The following is a 15,013-nucleotide window of genomic DNA, read 5'->3' on the forward strand; positions in this document are numbered from 1 at the left end:
TTAAGCCTCCTCTACTTGATCGAGATATTCACCGTATCCCTCGGACTCCATCTCGTCGCGCGGGATGAAGCGAAGGGACGCTGAGTTGATGCAGTACCGCAGACCGCCGCGGTCGGAAGGACCATCGGGGAACACATGGCCGAGATGACTGTCTGCGTGTACTGACCTGACCTCCGTCCGGACCATGCCGTGTGCGCTGTCCCGCACCTCGTTCACGTTTGCCGAAACGATCGGCTTGGTGAAGCTGGGCCAGCCAGTACCCGAATCGAACTTGTCCGTCGAAGCGAACAGTGGCTCTCCCGACACTATGTCGACGTAGATGCCAGGCTCCTTGTTGTCGTTGTACTCGCCCGTGAAGGGCCTTTCGGTGCCCGCCTCCTGGGTAATTCGGTGTTGCTCGGGAGTCAGGTGGTCGATTGCTGTCTGTGACTTTTCAAACTTCATTACAGTCTCCAATACTTATCTAGAGGGCCAGGCACGCTACCGCTAATTTTTTATGTCTCCTGATTTGCTCCTACAATGGTAGTGGGATGGCAAACGAGGTTTTACTAAGTGTTGGAAAATTAGAGATTTAAATTTCGCGTCTATTAGTTCTAGCGCAACTGAGTGGTTAAGCAAGTACGTAATCAGTAAATATTAAAAAAATAACACAAAAGCACGATTATATAATACAGTGTCAGTGTTTTATGATAATCAACAACGCCTGTCAAGGCAATCGCATGAAGCTCACCTGAGACCTAATAGTTCAGCCCGATAATCATCAGAGGTTGCAGCAATCAGCCTTCGTGCCTTGATGCCACCCTTGCGCTTGACCGGATCCAACCGGATCAAATTCAATGTAAGTTGCTTGAGAACGGCCATGTTGTGGGCAGCATGCCCGGTTCGGATCCGCATCTGATCGTCACCAAAAATGACATCCATGCACCAGTGGACGCGGTTCTCCACGCCCCAGTGCGCCCTGATGGCATGTGCGATGCGCTCTGCATCCGGAGCAAGACTGCTGATGTAGTAACGGCGCTCCAGGCTGGTCTGGTTGCCCACAGTCCGCTCGGACTCCAGCATCACGAAAGTGCGCAGTCCTGGCCAGCGTTCTGGCTGTGGCAGGCACTGGAGTTGGTCGAAAACATGGCTGCGACGAACCTCCAGCCGGCCATGGTCCTTCTCGACATGCTCGAAGTGCGCATGGGGTACCCGGGCAGGATCGCCGTCCAAAAAGGTGTCAGCGAAGTCATCGATCGCTTCGGCCAGCTTCGGCTGGTTTCCCTTGATGGCCAGCAGATAGTGCGCCCCGCGATCGAGAATGGCCTGTGCAATGTCCGGCTGGGTACCCATGGCATCGATCGTCACGGTGCAGCCCTCAAGCGCCAGTGTGGCCAGCAGCTCAGGAATGGCGGTCTTCTCGTTGGACTTCTGGGAGGTCGCCCTCTGCCCGAGAATCAGCCCTGAATCAGCCGCAAAAGCGCTGACCAGGTGCAACGGGGCCGTGTTTTTCTTGCCGGAGCGGCGACTGGTCTTGCCGTCTAGGGCAACCACTTGCGGAGAAAGGGCCGGTAGGATCGCCGCAACCCAACAGCGGAAGGCCTGCTCGAACTCCTCTGGATCGATCAGGCTGAATAGCCGTCCAAAGGTGTCGTGTGAGGGAATGCCGTGGGGTAGTTTCAGAATACGGCGGAACCAGTCCAGCCGCTGCTCAGCCCAGAGTTCGATTTCGATGAAGGTGTCAGCGCCGGCAAGCACGCCGCAGATAGCCACGACCAGTGTTTCGACCAGGTCGTGACGAATCTTGCCCTGCTGACGGGGATCATTGATGGCGACCAGAACATCGGAGATTGGTATGTGATGCGACATTGCAGGGCATCCTGAGTAGAGAGGCGCTCAGGATGCCCGCTGGGAAAGGACTCATTCAAATCGGCAGGCGTTCATGCGATTGCCCTGCAACGCCTGTTTAGATGCTGGTAGATGCGAATTTTTTGGCGTACAGTCAAAATTTTCTGATGGTTGCTTAGTGTGTTGGCGCTGATGGAAAATTGACCCACCCTGCCGATTGAAATTTGACCCAGGGCGGATTGCTGATTTTGTTACCAGCAACTGTGGATAAGTCTACCAGCGCAGCTGCTGTTGCCCCCACTCCTTCGCTAGCCCAGTTCAGTTGTTTAAGACCTGCCACACGCAGCCATGTAGCAGGCCGTCGTCGCCATGAAATCAGAACGGCTCATCGTCCTCCGGTTCCTGGCCGCCCTTACGCTTTCGCTCCCGTGATTTGATCTTGGCCTGGGCCGCCAAGCTACTGTGTTGCAGGCGATAGGACTCGTTACCGGTTTCGACGATGTGGCAGTGGTGGGTCAGCCGATCCAGCAGGGCGGTGGTCATCTTGGCGTCGCCGAACACGCTCGACCATTCGGCGAAGCTCAGGTTGGTGGTGATCACCACGCTGGTGTGTTCGTACAGCTTGGATAGCAGGTGAAACAGCAACGCACCGCCGGCCTGGCTGAAGGGCAGATAACCCAGTTCGTCGAGGATGACCAGATCCATGCGCAGCAGAGCTTGGGCGATCCGCCCGGCTTTGCCGTCGTGCTTTTCGCGCTCCAGCAGATTGACCAGATCGACCGTGGAGTAGAAGCGCACGCGCTTGCCGTGCCGGGTGATGCCGGACACGGCCAGCGCAGTGGCCAGGTGGGTTTTACCGGTGCCAGGCCCACCGATCAGCACCACGTTCTGCGCGGTGTCGGTAAAGGCCAGACTGGCCAGTTCGCTGATCAAACGAGCGTCTGCGCTGGAGGCGCTGAAGTCGAAGCCGGCCAGATCGCGGTGCATCGGCAGCTTGGCCATGTTCATCTGGTGGCTCACCGAGCGCATGGCGCGATCTGTGTGCTCTTGTTCCAGCAGGTGTTCGAGCAGCCACTTGGACGAGGCTGTGTTCGACTCACCCTGTGCAGTTAACTCCGCCAAGGCCGTGGCCATGCCGTGCAGGCGCAGCTCCTTGAGTTCCGCCATCAAATCACGCATGACCGACCTCCTCGGCCTGGCCACGCAGGCGGTCGTAGCGCGCCGTGTTAGCGACGGGGGCTTCCTTGAGCGACAAGTGGGTTTCGACGCTGGGTGGTGGTTCGGATGCTGTCAGCCGTGCCACGACATTGAGGATGTGTTCGGCGCTCAGGCTGCCGCTCTCCAGTACCAGCTCAACGGCTACCAGCACGGCATCGAGTCCGGCGACCGGTACGGCAGCCAGGACTTGCGCCATGATCCGGTCACCGCCGGCATGACGCCCCAGACCGTGCTTAAGCTGACGCAGCGGCGCCGGCAGATCAGCAAAGGGCGCGCCGTTGCGCAGCGCACCGGGCTTGCGTTCGATCAGCGGGAGGTAGTGCTGCCAGTCATAGCTGACCTGGTCGCGATCCAGCAAGCGGACATGGCTGGCGATCAGCGCGTCGTCAGCCACCACCTCGATTCGCGTCGGATACAAACGGCTGCTGACCCACTTACCCGCGTACTCACACGGCACCGAGTAGCGGTTGCGCCCGACGCTGACCAGGCAGGTGCTGGAGACCCGCGCAGGCCGCTCGACGTAACCGTCGAATGGCGCTGGCACAGGCATCAGTTCAGCGCGCTCCAACTCCAGCACTTCGGCCACACTCAGCCCGCTGTATTGAGGGTGCGTCAGCTCGTTCCAAAGCGCGCGGCAGCGCTGGCCCAGCCAGGCATTGAGTTCCTCGAAGGAGTGAAACTGGCAGTCCTGGGCGTCTAGCCAGATACGCCTGCGGCTGTCTTGCACGTTCTTTTCAACGATGCCCTTTTCCCAACCAGCGGCGACGTTGCAGAAGTCCGGATCGAACAGGTAATGCGCGCACATCACCGCAAAGCGTGCATTCACCGCCCGGCCTTTGCCCTTATTGACCTTGTCGACGGCCGTCTTCATGTTGTCGTAGATGCCCCGGCGCGGCACGCCGCCCAAGGCGCCGAACGAGCGTGTATGGGCGTCAAATAACATCTCATGGCCCTGGCTCGGATACGCCACAAGCCAGAACGCACGGCTGGCACACAGCTTCAGATGTGCCACCTGCATACGCCGGTAAATGCCGCCGACCAGCAAGCCTTCCTCGCTCCAGTCAAACTGAAACGCCTCGCCAAGAGCAAAGGTCAGCGGCACAAAGGCCTGCGACGCCTTGCCCTGTCCCCCTCGCCAGGCACGGATAAACGCGGTGAGCTGGCTGTAGCCACCGTCATAACCTTCGGCTTTGATTTGCGCCAACAGCGCCTTGGCACTGCGCCGCTGTTGCTTGGGGCGCAGCGAATCGGCTTTTAGCGCCTGCTCTAGCGTGGCGTGAAAAGGGCTGAGTTTGTTAAAGATCGCGCGGCGTTGGTACACCGGCTGCTTGGCCTCAGGTGCTCTGACCCACTTGCGAATCGTGTTGCGCGCCAGCCCGGTGCGCTTGGCTATCTCATGCAGCGACAGCTTGTCGCGGAAATACATCCGCCGAATTTTGCCCATCATTTCCATACTGATCACCCTGTGTTCTCCTGCTCAAAAATTGAGCAGAAGCAGTTGAACACCTGGGTCAGTTTTCAGTCGGCAGAACAGCCTCTACTGGGTCAGTTTTCGGTCAGCGGCAACACCCTGGCCCGCTACTCGTCCCCCGAGGGACACCTGATCTGCGACTACCGCTATGGCCTGAGGGAGGCCATTGCCGACGGGGTGTGCCGCGCGCCCCGCATCGTCCTTCTCGATAACCAGAAGGTGAAGCTAACTGAAGAACTGGAGACCGAGAGCACCGTCAGGCTGTTCCCCAGCATCGCCAAGCTGCTTGGTGAATCCCCCGTCACCTTCGAAGAGCTGTTGCGCCATGACGAGGTGATCGACCAACTGCTCGGCCTGGGATGCGCCAAGCTGGATGAGCTTCGCCAGATCAAGCCGGATGCAGCCGGCCTGGTGGTCGCCACCGATATTGAGCACGCCCAGCAGATTGTCCAGGCTCTGGAAGCCAGCGGGGAAGGTTGCCGCGTAGTGACCAACCGGACTCCGAATGCCCAACAGGTGATCAATGCGTTCAGGCACAGTGATTGCCGCTGGATCGTCGCTGTTGGGATGATCAGCGAGGGTACGGATATCCCCCGCCTGCAGGTGTGCTGCTACCTCAGCCGCATCCGTACTGAGCTGCACTACCGGCAAGTCCTGGGGCGCGTGCTGCGGCGGATGGGCGAGTCCGATGATCAGGCTTGGCTGTTCATGCTGGCGGAGCCAACATTGCGGCGCTTTGCGGAGCGCATTGCGGATGATCTGCCGGATGACCTGGCAGTGCTGAGCCGGGTGAAGATGCCCGCTGCCTCTTCTGGTTCGATGGCTGGTGGGATGGGGGCTACCTGCGATATCGATGGCTGCGGTGGAGGCGAGGCCGGGCAAAGTCTTGGTGCAGGTTTGGCGGGTGCCTACTCGCTGGGGGATTTTGCTGCTGAGCCGAGCTATCAGGTCAGTTTTTCTCAGCACTATCGGCAGTTGTTGTTGGCTTGCCTCTGATGGTCGGTAAGCAGTTAGCCCCAACTAGGGTGAGGCTGCCCGAAGTCTGACCGAGCCAACACAGGCCAGTCACCAGCCTTTCACCAATTCCGCGCCGAGCGGCCCAATGCGCTCTCGGGGCGTTCAGCTATTCGCGAAAGGCATCTCTTGGCCGATAGCTGGTCCGCTTTGTGCCACAAGCGGACGTTAAGTCGGTGAGTTATCTGTCTTGGCAAATCGGTTTGGGCCTAAGCCCTCGCTACACAGGAAATGGCGGCAACAACCTGGCCAGCAATAAAAAGCCGCCTTGCGGCGGCTCTATCCCTAAAGCAGTCATGCCCAAACTGGACGGTCAAAGGGAGGATTTCACTAAACAGGCTCTACTTATCGCTCCAGGGTTACCGGGGCCTGCGGGGCAATGTTCACCTTGAGTTCAAAGATGTCCGGCCGGGCATAATGGCCGACGACATCAAAGTCCAAGTTGGCTTGGCTAAGCAGATCCATATTGAGGTCTGCATAGATTTCTGTCTCGCAGTCGAACACCGGCCCTGCCAGTACTTCTCCGAGCGGACTTACAACCATGCTGCCCCCTCGCATCACGTAATCGTCCTCGTTGAACTCCAGGCCGAATGCATCGCGGTGCTGTTGTGGGTATTCACCAAGACGGATTGCCTGGCAGGCTGACAACACATAAACACGCCCTTCAAGAGCAATGTGCACCATGGAGCTGGCCCAGGACGGACGGTCATCTGCTGTCGGGGCGCAGTAGATCTGAACACCCTGGGCATACATGGCCTGGCGTAGTGCTGGCATGTAGTTCTCCCAGCAAATCACGCTCCCCAGGACGCCAAAATCAGTTTCTACAGGCTCGATTGTCGAGCCATCACCGAAGCCCCAAATTAGTCGTTCCTGGCCGGTGGGCATCAGCTTGCGGTGGTAACCGGCAATACCCCGGCCTGGGGCGATGGTGACCGCGGTGCAGTAAAGGGTGCGACCGAAGCGCTCGATTACACCAATCACAGTGGTAACCCCTGTGTGCTCGACACTTTCAGCAAGCAATGCCAGTTCCGGCCCATCCAGCGTCACAGCCCCATCGACATAGCGTTGGTACAGCTCACGCCCGCTGATGCTGCGATTACCCACTACGCTACCGAAAGCTATCCCCTTGGGATATCCGCCAATGAACGCTTCAGGGAATACGGCCAGCCTTGCACCTTGATCTGCTACGCGCCGCAGAATTGTGGAAGCCTTTTCAACGCTGGCTGCAGGATCATAAGGAACAGAGGCGGCCTGGATGACTGCAATTTTGGTCATGAAAAACTCCTGAGGGCAGTAAGAACCTAGAAACGTGTGATGTCGTTGTCGCGGGTTTCCGGCAAGGTCTTCCACAGCACGATGAGGCATGCCAGCGAGACGGCTGCTAGATAGGCGGCAGGGATGTTCGCGTCGCCAGCCTGGCTAATCAGGGCGGCGGCAATGAAGGGGCCTGGGCCTGCGAGTGTCGCCAGGGCCAGGTTGTGACCGAGCGCTGCTCCCGTGGAGCGGATGGACGCTGGAAAGACTTCAACCAGCAGCACCACATCCATCACCGCAGTTACAGCCACAAGTAGTCCCAGAACGATCAATCCTGCGAGGATTGCCACTGGGTTGCCGGTGTTGAGCAGCAGGAAGATTGGATAGGCCAGTACAGAGAGTGCGGCAGCAGCACTGAGCAGCAGCTTGCGTCGCCCGATGCTGTCGCTGAGCCGGCCGATCAGTGGATTGGCAATGACATAGACAACCAGCGCGATGCTGCACAGCCATAGTGCATTGCTTCGTGGTAGCCCAACGGTAGTGACCAGGTGGTTATTGGCGTAGGTGATGAAGTAGTAGAGCGAGACGCCGAACAGCGCTGAGAAGGCGAAAGTAGTGATGAAGGCGCGACGGTGTACAGACTTGCTCGGTGCTTCGAACTGTTGTGAATCGCGTTGACGTACCAGCTCTTCATACACGGGGGTATCACCCAGCTTCCGGCGGATGAAGATGGCGATACCGGTCATCACGATGGAGGCAACGAATGGGATCCGCCAGCCCCAGGACGCCAGTTGCTGGTCATCGAGTGTTGAGGTGAGGCTCGCGGCGGTGAACGTACCAAACAAGAAGGCCAAGCCAGCCGTTCCAGTGATAACGCTGGCTGCCGTCGCGCGGCGGTTGGACGGAGCACTCTCTACGATGTAGATACCTGCGCTAGACCATTCGCCCCCTACCATCATGCCTTGCACGAAACGCATGACGATCAGCAAGACAGGTGCAGCGATACCGATTGCCTCATAGGTGGGCAAAAGTCCGATGATCGTGGTGCACACACCCATACCGAAGACAGTGATGATAAGCACCGCGCGGCGACCGAGGCGGTCACCGATGGGCCCCAGAATCAATGCTCCAAATGGTCGCGATACGAAGCCTACGGCGAACACTGCCAGCGACGACAGCAGCGATACACCTGGGGCGCTAGAGGGGAAGAACAACATACCGATCACGGCAGCGAAGTAGCCGTAGATGGCGAAGTCGAACCACTCCATGAAGTTGCCGATACCCACCGCGATTGCACGCTTGCGAATGTCTGACTGCTCACCCTTGGTATGGATACTGCTTGGATTTACTTTTTTATTAATTGCGTCCACGGTGCTCCCCAGCTTTTCTTAGGTGTGTATGGGCAGCAGACTATGAATCCTCTCGGCCGCAGAGCAAACGATTAGAAAATATGAGCCGGATTAGTGTACGTAATATCTCGAGAATTGATCTGAACCTGCTGCTGACGTTCCACTGCCTGATGACCGAGCGCAGTGCCACCCGAGCCTCGGCCATGCTGCATGTGACCCAGGGGGCAGTTAGCTCGGCGTTGCGTCGTTTGCGTGAGCATTTCGGAGATGAGCTCTTTATCCGCACCGCTTCCGGAATGCAGCCAACCCGTAGGGCGATGGAGCTGGCGCCGAAGATCGCCGAGGCCCTTACGTCTATCTCAGGCGTGCTTGGGGCAGAGCCGGATTTCTCCGCACACGACTCGAGCTACATTTTCAACATCGGTCTGTCCGATGATATTGAGGCCTATCTCGCTCCGCGGATCGTTAACGCCGCAGCGGATCAGGGGCTGGGAGTGAGCTTTTCGTTCCATCAGAGCAACAGCTCACTGTGGAAACAGTCGCTACAAGATCCGGACATGGATCTAGTGATTTGCAGCGAGCCGAAAGACTTCAGCAGCGGGTATTCATCCAAGGTGCTGTTTTCCTCGTCATACTCCTGCTTGTACCTGCCTGGCGCAGACAACGCAGGCACACCTATCGGCCTGGAGGAGTACTTCGAGGCAAGCCATGTGCGAGTTTCCTATGACGGCCGCCGCGGCTTTATCGACGACATGTTCGAAGCGGCGGGCTATTCGAGGCGTGTTATAGCCTCATTCACCCACTTCAGTGGCGCGCTCACCACGTTGATCAGCAGCGGCGCGATAGCCACAATTCCCACGTTCGCCGCCGAGAGCTATTCGGCCATGACTCGGCTAAGTATTTGTCCGGCGCCGATTCCGGTTCCATCATTTCGATGCTTCATGGTTTGGGACATTGCCAAGAACAGTAAGCCTCAGCACGAATGGCTGCGGCTATTCATCGGGCAGCTGACACAGAAGCTTGCTTAGACTTGGTCGCAGGTAGCCAGGAGTTACGGGAAAAAGGGGGCGGATTTATTGGAATCATCGACCGCTTCTGACCGATTTGTGCCGGTCGTCAAGGACCGCTTCGGATCACTCTCAACCGGATCGCGGGCCAGCTGATTTGCTAAAAACCCGCGCCAAACTCAACGAAGGATTTCGCATGATCCGTTTTTTTTGGTGTCCCAGAAGTCGGCCCAGGTCTTGGGTACGTCCGCGCCTTTGAACGCGTCCGTGCGATACGCCAGCACCGTGGAGTAGCTGATGTAGCCGACGCTGTATTCGTCCTTGAGGCTGTCGGGTATTTGCGCGGCATTGGGAATCAGCGCAAGGTCGAGCTTCTCGAACAGCCCTTCGGCTTCGCCACGGATGCAGTCGCCAGTGGGCAGGTCCACCACGTCCCAGGTGACCTTGCCGCTCTCGACCTGGGTCTTGATGATCGGGTAGGCCTTGGGCGAGCTGTCCTGTTTGAGCGTCAGACCGAGCTTTTTCGCCGCAGGCTCCAGGATCGCCTTGCTCTGGGCTTCCTGATAAGCACCGCCCTGGGATACGAACGTGATGTCCTCGGCCATGGCCTGGGTGGCGCTACCGATGAACAGGGCCAGACTCGCGAGTTGGAAAGCTGTAGTGCGCAATGTGCTCATGGAAAGACTCCGAATGGTTGGCAGATTTTCTTGGGCGAGCTGTAGGTTTTGTTGTCGGTCGCTCTGCGGGACCATGGAGGTCTAATGTACCGGCTTGTCCGTGAACGAAGCGGCTACAAATGCGCGGATGAAAAGTGGTTTATTGCGAAAATGCGAACGGGCACAGTATTTCGTGCGTCGGGTGCGGGCTTGCGCGCCTGTCGCGAGCAGCCCCGAAGCCCCCGGTAGGAGCGAGCATGCTCGCGATGGCGGTGTGTTGGGTGAGTCATAGCCAAGTCATTCAGCCCACCGTCATCCGCCTCACCACGCGCCGAATCATCGGCGCCGCCAGCACCACCACCGGCAACATCGATACCCACGACAGCGCCCACGCGTTCAACCAGCGGCCGGCAAAGGCCAGGTCGAGCGCATGGGGTGTGGTGGCGATGGCGGCCGCGACCGCGCAGGTCAGGCCGGATTGAACGACGCCGAAAACGAAATGCTCATAACGGGCGGGGATTTTCATCGGGGGTTCTCGAGAAAGAGCGGGGGGGCGCGATGCCCGGCCGCTCGGGCACGATCAAGCCGGTTGCAGTTGCGCGATAGTCTCTTCGGTGGTCCACAGCCCGTGGGCGAGGAAGCGGTAATTGATGATGGCCGCCAGGTAGCCGTCGCCATCCGGCAGGCGCGGGCCGGCGGTGGCGTCGCGTACCACGACTATTTCAAAGCCCTGTTCGAGCAGTTCGCGCAGGTGTGATTCCACGCAAAGGTTGGCCGCCATGCCGGCGAGGATGATCTGCGACACGCCTTTCTTGCGCAATTGCAGCGCCAGGTCGTTGGTTTCCGGGCCGTAGACCTTGTGCGGCGAGGCGATGATGGTCTCGCCGTCGAGAATGTACGGCTTGTAGATCTCGAGGAAATCGGCGCCGGAGCCTTCGAAGTTTTCCAGGGTGTTCGGTCCCTTGCGATCGAACATGCAGATGCTGTGCATGACCTTTTCCAGCGGACCGCCAAAATGCCAGTCGTGGTCGTGCGGGTAGTAATAGTGTGGCGACACGGCCACGGGCAGGTCGTGAGCCTTGAAGGCCTTGAACAGTTTTTCCAGGTTTTCGACGGTGTTGTTCTCGACGATGCTCTCACCGAACACCGCCCAACTGGCGCCGGCAGGGCTGAGGAAGTCGTTCTGTGGGTCGATGACCACCAGGGCGGCTTTGCTCAGGTCGAGCTTGAAACCAGTGGCAGGCAGTGCGGGTTCGGCGGGGTCGGCGTACAGATGGCTCATGACGATTTACCTCTTGGGTGCTTGCGTGGATGAGACGTGAATGTTGCTTTATATAAATGACCAGTCGTCTTATTAATGAGGAAAAAAAACTCACTCCAATAGCCGAGGCAAGACCATCGATACGAAACGCTGCAGAGGTGCACCGTCGCGCAGGACCTTGCCGCGCATGACCGCACCTTCCCAGCCTTCGACGATGACACTGGCCAGCGCTTCGGCGTCGTGAGTTTCAGAGAGTTCGCGGCGCTGCTGCGCTTCACGCAGGCAGCTCGCGAGCAAACCTTCCCAGCGCGCCAGCACATCGGCCAGACGCTTGCGGGTTTGTTCGCTGCCATTGGACATTTCCAGGGACAGGTTGCCAATCAGGCAACCCAGGCTGTATTCATGCTCGCCGTGCTCGAGCACCAGGGCCTGGAAGAACTGGCCGATGCGCTCCAGCGGCTTGACCCGGGCGTCGTAGAAGATCGGCCCGTGGCGGGTTTCGATCGAGGTCCAGTATTCCTCGAGGATCTCTGCCGCGAAGTCTTCCTTGCTGGCGAAGTAGTTGTAGAAAGAGCCCTTGGGAATCTCGGCAGCGGCGGTGATGTCCTGGACGCCGCAGCCGTTGAAGCCACGGTTGTGAACCACCTGGCGGCCAATCGACAGCAAACGGGATCTGACTTCGAGGTTGACCGGGCGAGCCATGACAGAGACATCCAGTGATGAGAAAGTTTTAATAAACTAACTGGTCATCTATGTTTCGTCAACAGTCGAATTGACTGCCAATCAGTCCGCCTGCGCCATCTCGATGTACTCGAGCATCTTCTCGTTGCCATCGAGAATGTCACGGCAGATGGCCGCCCGTGCCGCCGCGCCATCGCGGCGCTTGAGTGCGTCGAGCACTTCCCAGTGATGGTCGATGGCCATGCGCTCGTTGAAGTTGCCATAGGCACGGGCGATCAGTGGGCCGGTGCGCATCCACAGGCTATCGAGCAAACCCGCCAGCACCGGCATGCGCGCGATGGTGGTCAGCGCGTAGTGAAATTGCTGATTGCACTTGAGAGCGGCTTGCAAGTCCTGGGCGTTGATCGCGGCGATGTTGTTTTCGATGCAGGCTTGCAGGTCTGCGAGTTCGCTGTCGGTCACCAGCGCGGCGGCCGTCTCCGCAGCCAGGCCTTCAAGCGCCAGGCGGATGCTGCGGATCTCGCCGTATTGCGCGGCGGTGAGGATGGGTACGCGGATGTCACGCGGGGTCTTGAGGATCAGCGCCTGTTCCTTGGCCAGTTGCAGGATCGCGTCGCGCACCGGTGTGACGCTGGTGCCCAGTTGTTCGGCCAGGTCGCGGATGCGCAGGCGGTCATCGGGCTGGAAACGCCCGGTGATCAGTGCCTCGCGCAGCAACTCGTAGATGCCACTGCCCAGGTAAGAGTGATTGAGGGTTTGAATAGGGTAGGGGTTGCTCATTGATCGCTCATCTGCGGCGGATGCCCGGCCCGAATGATGGAAGTTTCCGGCCGGGATTTCCAGATTATTTCAGACGTGCTGACCACCGTTGACATGAATCTCCGAACCGTTGATGTACGACGCGCCTCGGGTGCAGAGGAAATGCACCAGGGATGCGACTTCTTCCGGCTTGCCCAAGCGGTGCATGGGGATCTGCTGATCGACGATCAGTTCGGTCCCGGCAGACAGGATCGACGTCTCGATCTCACCCGGTGCAATCGCATTGACGGGGTTTGGGGAGCAATGGAACCAAAAACCAACGTAAGCTCTGAATCCCACCGTAAAGGGGCTTTCCGATCTCCAGCTCACCCGCCAGGCATTACTCTCTGATCAGTGCCTCGATGATCGGGCAGATCGTTCCGCCGTCTCCCGCATCACATTGCTGCACCAGTTCGCCTAACAGTTGCTGCATGACGACCAAGTCGGCCATCTTCTGCTCGATCAACGCGAGCTTGCGTGCAGCCCGTGCTCGCGTTTCTGTGGGAGGAAAATAAAGTGTCATCCTAACTACAGGACCCTGCAACGTAGCAATTCCTGCAAAAATCCATTTAAAACAATGACTTATTTCAATTCTGCCATCTGCAAGCGTTTTGTGGGGATGGAGGCCGGAATCATTAAAGTATCATCCTAATTTTCGCTCAACCTTGGAAAATGCTGAGAATCGTAAAAATAAAGTTTCATCCTTTCCGCTACTAGTTCAAGGCTTTCCCGCCGCTTTCTTCCGGCCGCCGGCAACAACGCTGCTTGGCTGAGGCGATCCACTTGCGCTACCGCTCACTGATCAGATCGCACTTGAACTCGACGAGCAGCCAACCATCAGGCCGAGCGTGATCGCCAAAAAAAAGGTTCATCGCGCTTTCCCGGGGAAGGCAGCCTTGATTTTCAGGAAAAAGTATTCCGAGTCCCGAAAACCATAGGCCATACGCTTGATCACCTTGATGCGGTTGTTGACGCCCTCAAGGACGCTGGTATGCATATGGAAGTTGGCACTGGCGAGGATGCCTCGGGCGTATTTGCGCAGGTTGCGAGCGAAGCGCTGTAGCGGCGCGAGGCCGCTGTCCCGGGCGTGCCGCAACCAGGTTCGCCAGCGGCGCCAGCCCTCTCGTACGCTGGGGGCGAACCAGACATCCTTCAGCGCATCCTTGAGGACATAGACCGTAGCCAGCGGCTGGTTGGCCGCGAGTAGTTCTTGAAGCTGCACGGCTTGTCCGTCCTTCAGGTTGTTGCGATTGCGCAGCAGCAGCCAGCGGCTTTGCTTGACCGCCTTTCGTGCCGGCTTGTCTTCGCGCAGGAGGTTGGCCTGGTCAACCCGGATACGGTCGATCACATCCCGACCGTAGCGCGCGACGACGTGAAACAGGTCGTACACCACTTCGGCTTGCGGGCAATGCTTCTTCACCTCCAAATCAAAAGCCGTGTTCATGTCCATGGCCACCGCCTCTATCTGCTGGCAGTGCTTGCCGAGCAATTCAAAGAACGGGCGGACCGCCTCGCGGCTGTTGCCGTGGCCGACCCACAATACCCGCGTTCGCTCGGCATCCATGATGACCGTGGCATAGCGATGCCCTTTGTGCAGGGCGAACTCGTCCATCACCAGGCGGCGGACACCGGTTGAATCGAAGTTGCCTACCTCGGCTTGAAGGCGTCGTTTATCGAGCGTTTTGAGGGTGTGCCAATGCAGGCCGGTGAGCTGGCTGACGTGGCTGATCGGCAGCAGCCGCAGCAAGCTTTCGAGCCATATCCGTAACCGCTGGGTCAGCCGAGATGCTGGCTCCAACCAGTCGATCCGCTCGGTCACCCGCCCACAACTCAGGCAATCGACTCGGCGCACTGGTAGTTGAAGCAGGACGCGCTGATCGAACAGATCACGATCACGCACCAGACGAATCCGGCGATCGTGAATCAACGGGCTGAACTGGCCACAACGCCCGCACTTAGGAAGAGAGCCGGCTTGAGGTTCAAGCTCAATGAGGAGGGTGTTATCGGTAGATGGGCGACAGGTAACGGCGTCGTAGCCTGGCCAGAAAGCGGCAAGATCAATAGGATGCACGGCGACAGCAGGGACAGGTGAAGGGTGTGTTTGGCGACTGCCAATTTACCTGCTTCCCTGACTGTCAACTCGCTCTTCCCCCAGACTCCGCGAAGAACCAATTTTATGCGGTGGTACAACAACGAGCACCGACATAGCCGCATCCGGTTCGTCACACCGGCTGAGCGGCATCGAGGGCTGGACCATCAGGTCTTGGCCCGGCGACATGAGTTGTACGAACGAGCCAAGGAAAACAAACCGGAGCGGTGGTCAGGCCGGACGCGTAACTGGGAACCGATCGGCACCGTGTTGTTGAACCAGGATCGAGAGCAACAGAACGAGAAAATGGCGGCATAGTTAGACGGTTGACGCGACAACTACCTTGAAAAATGCCGTCATGGTAGCTAAGCTAGCACCCCACTAACAA

At 58.4% G+C, this 15,013-nt stretch carries 13 protein-coding genes and 4 pseudogenes; 3 read left to right on the top strand and 14 right to left on the bottom strand.

Annotated elements, in window-relative coordinates:
* The 4 genes from msrB to istA form a co-directional block, all read right to left on the bottom strand.
* Window positions 1-444, bottom strand: a complete 444-nt coding sequence (gene msrB / locus IEC33019_RS14195) for a peptide-methionine (R)-S-oxide reductase MsrB (protein ID WP_003464965.1) — start codon at window positions 442-444, stop codon at window positions 1-3.
* Between the two features lie 282 nt (window positions 445-726).
* On the bottom strand, window positions 727-1,848 hold the full coding sequence (locus IEC33019_RS14200; RefSeq protein WP_076611919.1) for an ISAs1-like element ISPa60 family transposase: 1,122 nt from the start codon (window positions 1,846-1,848) through the stop codon (window positions 727-729).
* 354 nt (window positions 1,849-2,202) lie between these two features.
* Window positions 2,203-3,006, bottom strand: a complete 804-nt coding sequence (gene istB / locus IEC33019_RS14205; RefSeq protein WP_071890699.1) for an IS21-like element ISPst3 family helper ATPase IstB — start codon at window positions 3,004-3,006, stop codon at window positions 2,203-2,205.
* Complete coding sequence (gene istA, locus IEC33019_RS14210) at window positions 2,999-4,498, bottom strand: IS21-like element ISPst3 family transposase (protein WP_110992713.1); 1,500 nt, start codon at window positions 4,496-4,498, stop codon at window positions 2,999-3,001. The genes istB and istA overlap by 8 nt, the downstream gene beginning before the upstream one ends.
* A gap of 117 nt (window positions 4,499-4,615) precedes the next feature.
* Here istA and IEC33019_RS14215 point away from each other — a divergent pair.
* Window positions 4,616-5,512: pseudogene (locus IEC33019_RS14215) on the top strand (DEAD/DEAH box helicase); the annotation flags it as partial.
* A gap of 363 nt (window positions 5,513-5,875) precedes the next feature.
* Here the strand turns inward: IEC33019_RS14215 and IEC33019_RS14220 are convergent.
* The gene (locus IEC33019_RS14220; protein ID WP_003464945.1) at window positions 5,876-6,805 is read right to left on the bottom strand and encodes a carbon-nitrogen hydrolase family protein; all 930 of its coding nucleotides are present in this window, start codon (window positions 6,803-6,805) and stop codon (window positions 5,876-5,878) included.
* 26 nt (window positions 6,806-6,831) lie between these two features.
* On the bottom strand, window positions 6,832-8,154 hold the full coding sequence (locus tag IEC33019_RS14225; protein ID WP_049273832.1) for an MFS transporter: 1,323 nt from the start codon (window positions 8,152-8,154) through the stop codon (window positions 6,832-6,834).
* 80 nt (window positions 8,155-8,234) lie between these two features.
* Here IEC33019_RS14225 and IEC33019_RS14230 point away from each other — a divergent pair, with 80 nt between their 5' ends.
* On the top strand, window positions 8,235-9,161 hold the full coding sequence (locus IEC33019_RS14230) for a LysR family transcriptional regulator (protein ID WP_003464940.1): 927 nt from the start codon (window positions 8,235-8,237) through the stop codon (window positions 9,159-9,161).
* Window positions 9,162-9,319: 158 nt separating this feature from the next.
* Here the strand turns inward: IEC33019_RS14230 and IEC33019_RS14235 are convergent, their stop codons facing one another.
* The 8 genes and pseudogenes from IEC33019_RS14235 to IEC33019_RS14270 form a co-directional block, all read right to left on the bottom strand.
* Complete coding sequence (locus IEC33019_RS14235; RefSeq protein ID WP_236248282.1) at window positions 9,320-9,817, bottom strand: extracellular solute-binding protein; 498 nt, start codon at window positions 9,815-9,817, stop codon at window positions 9,320-9,322.
* Window positions 9,818-10,097: 280 nt separating this feature from the next.
* Window positions 10,098-10,322 carry a DUF2798 domain-containing protein gene (locus tag IEC33019_RS14240; RefSeq protein WP_003465037.1) on the bottom strand — a complete coding sequence of 75 codons (225 nt, stop codon included), beginning with the start codon at window positions 10,320-10,322 and terminating at the stop codon, window positions 10,098-10,100.
* A 54-nt stretch (window positions 10,323-10,376) separates the two neighbouring features.
* The gene (locus IEC33019_RS14245) at window positions 10,377-11,078 is read right to left on the bottom strand and encodes a cysteine hydrolase family protein (protein WP_003465039.1); all 702 of its coding nucleotides are present in this window, start codon (window positions 11,076-11,078) and stop codon (window positions 10,377-10,379) included.
* A 90-nt stretch (window positions 11,079-11,168) separates the two neighbouring features.
* Window positions 11,169-11,759 carry a TetR/AcrR family transcriptional regulator gene (locus IEC33019_RS14250; protein WP_003465041.1) on the bottom strand — a complete coding sequence of 197 codons (591 nt, stop codon included), beginning with the start codon at window positions 11,757-11,759 and terminating at the stop codon, window positions 11,169-11,171.
* Window positions 11,760-11,840: 81 nt separating this feature from the next.
* Complete coding sequence (locus IEC33019_RS14255; RefSeq protein WP_016487046.1) at window positions 11,841-12,518, bottom strand: GntR family transcriptional regulator; 678 nt, start codon at window positions 12,516-12,518, stop codon at window positions 11,841-11,843.
* Window positions 12,519-12,587: 69 nt separating this feature from the next.
* Window positions 12,588-12,785 (bottom strand): annotated as a pseudogene (locus tag IEC33019_RS14260) (SDR family oxidoreductase); the annotation flags it as partial.
* 91 nt (window positions 12,786-12,876) lie between these two features.
* Window positions 12,877-13,035, bottom strand: a pseudogene (locus IEC33019_RS14265) (MerR family transcriptional regulator); the annotation flags it as partial.
* Window positions 13,036-13,404: 369 nt separating this feature from the next.
* Window positions 13,405-14,607: an ISL3 family transposase gene (locus IEC33019_RS14270; RefSeq protein WP_003464938.1), complete on the bottom strand. Its 1,203-nt coding sequence runs from the start codon at window positions 14,605-14,607 to the stop codon at window positions 13,405-13,407.
* A 99-nt stretch (window positions 14,608-14,706) separates the two neighbouring features.
* Here IEC33019_RS14270 and IEC33019_RS14280 point away from each other — a divergent pair.
* Window positions 14,707-14,943, top strand: a pseudogene (locus IEC33019_RS14280) (IS3 family transposase); the annotation flags it as partial.
* Window positions 14,944-15,013: the final 70 nt, after the last annotated feature.

The organism is Pseudomonas putida (assembly GCF_002741075.1).
Classification (GTDB): Bacteria; Pseudomonadota; Gammaproteobacteria; order Pseudomonadales; family Pseudomonadaceae; genus Aquipseudomonas; species Aquipseudomonas putida_T.

Excerpts from the sequence above, each read along its gene's own strand:
- msrB (WP_003464965.1), bottom strand. The coding sequence starts at position 444 with ATGAAGTTTGAAAAGTCACAGACAGCAATCGACCACCTGACTCCCGAG.
- IEC33019_RS14200 (WP_076611919.1), bottom strand. The coding sequence starts at position 1,848 with ATGTCGCATCACATACCAATCTCCGATGTTCTGGTCGCCATCAATGAT.
- istB (WP_071890699.1), bottom strand. The coding sequence starts at position 3,006 with ATGCGTGATTTGATGGCGGAACTCAAGGAGCTGCGCCTGCACGGCATG.
- istA (WP_110992713.1), bottom strand. The coding sequence starts at position 4,498 with ATGGAAATGATGGGCAAAATTCGGCGGATGTATTTCCGCGACAAGCTG.
- IEC33019_RS14220 (WP_003464945.1), bottom strand. The coding sequence starts at position 6,805 with ATGACCAAAATTGCAGTCATCCAGGCCGCCTCTGTTCCTTATGATCCT.
- IEC33019_RS14230 (WP_003464940.1), top strand. The coding sequence starts at position 8,235 with ATGAGCCGGATTAGTGTACGTAATATCTCGAGAATTGATCTGAACCTG.
- IEC33019_RS14235 (WP_236248282.1), bottom strand. The coding sequence starts at position 9,817 with ATGAGCACATTGCGCACTACAGCTTTCCAACTCGCGAGTCTGGCCCTG.
- IEC33019_RS14240 (WP_003465037.1), bottom strand. The coding sequence starts at position 10,322 with ATGAAAATCCCCGCCCGTTATGAGCATTTCGTTTTCGGCGTCGTTCAA.
- IEC33019_RS14245 (WP_003465039.1), bottom strand. The coding sequence starts at position 11,078 with ATGAGCCATCTGTACGCCGACCCCGCCGAACCCGCACTGCCTGCCACT.
- IEC33019_RS14250 (WP_003465041.1), bottom strand. The coding sequence starts at position 11,759 with ATGGCTCGCCCGGTCAACCTCGAAGTCAGATCCCGTTTGCTGTCGATT.
- IEC33019_RS14255 (WP_016487046.1), bottom strand. The coding sequence starts at position 12,518 with ATGAGCAACCCCTACCCTATTCAAACCCTCAATCACTCTTACCTGGGC.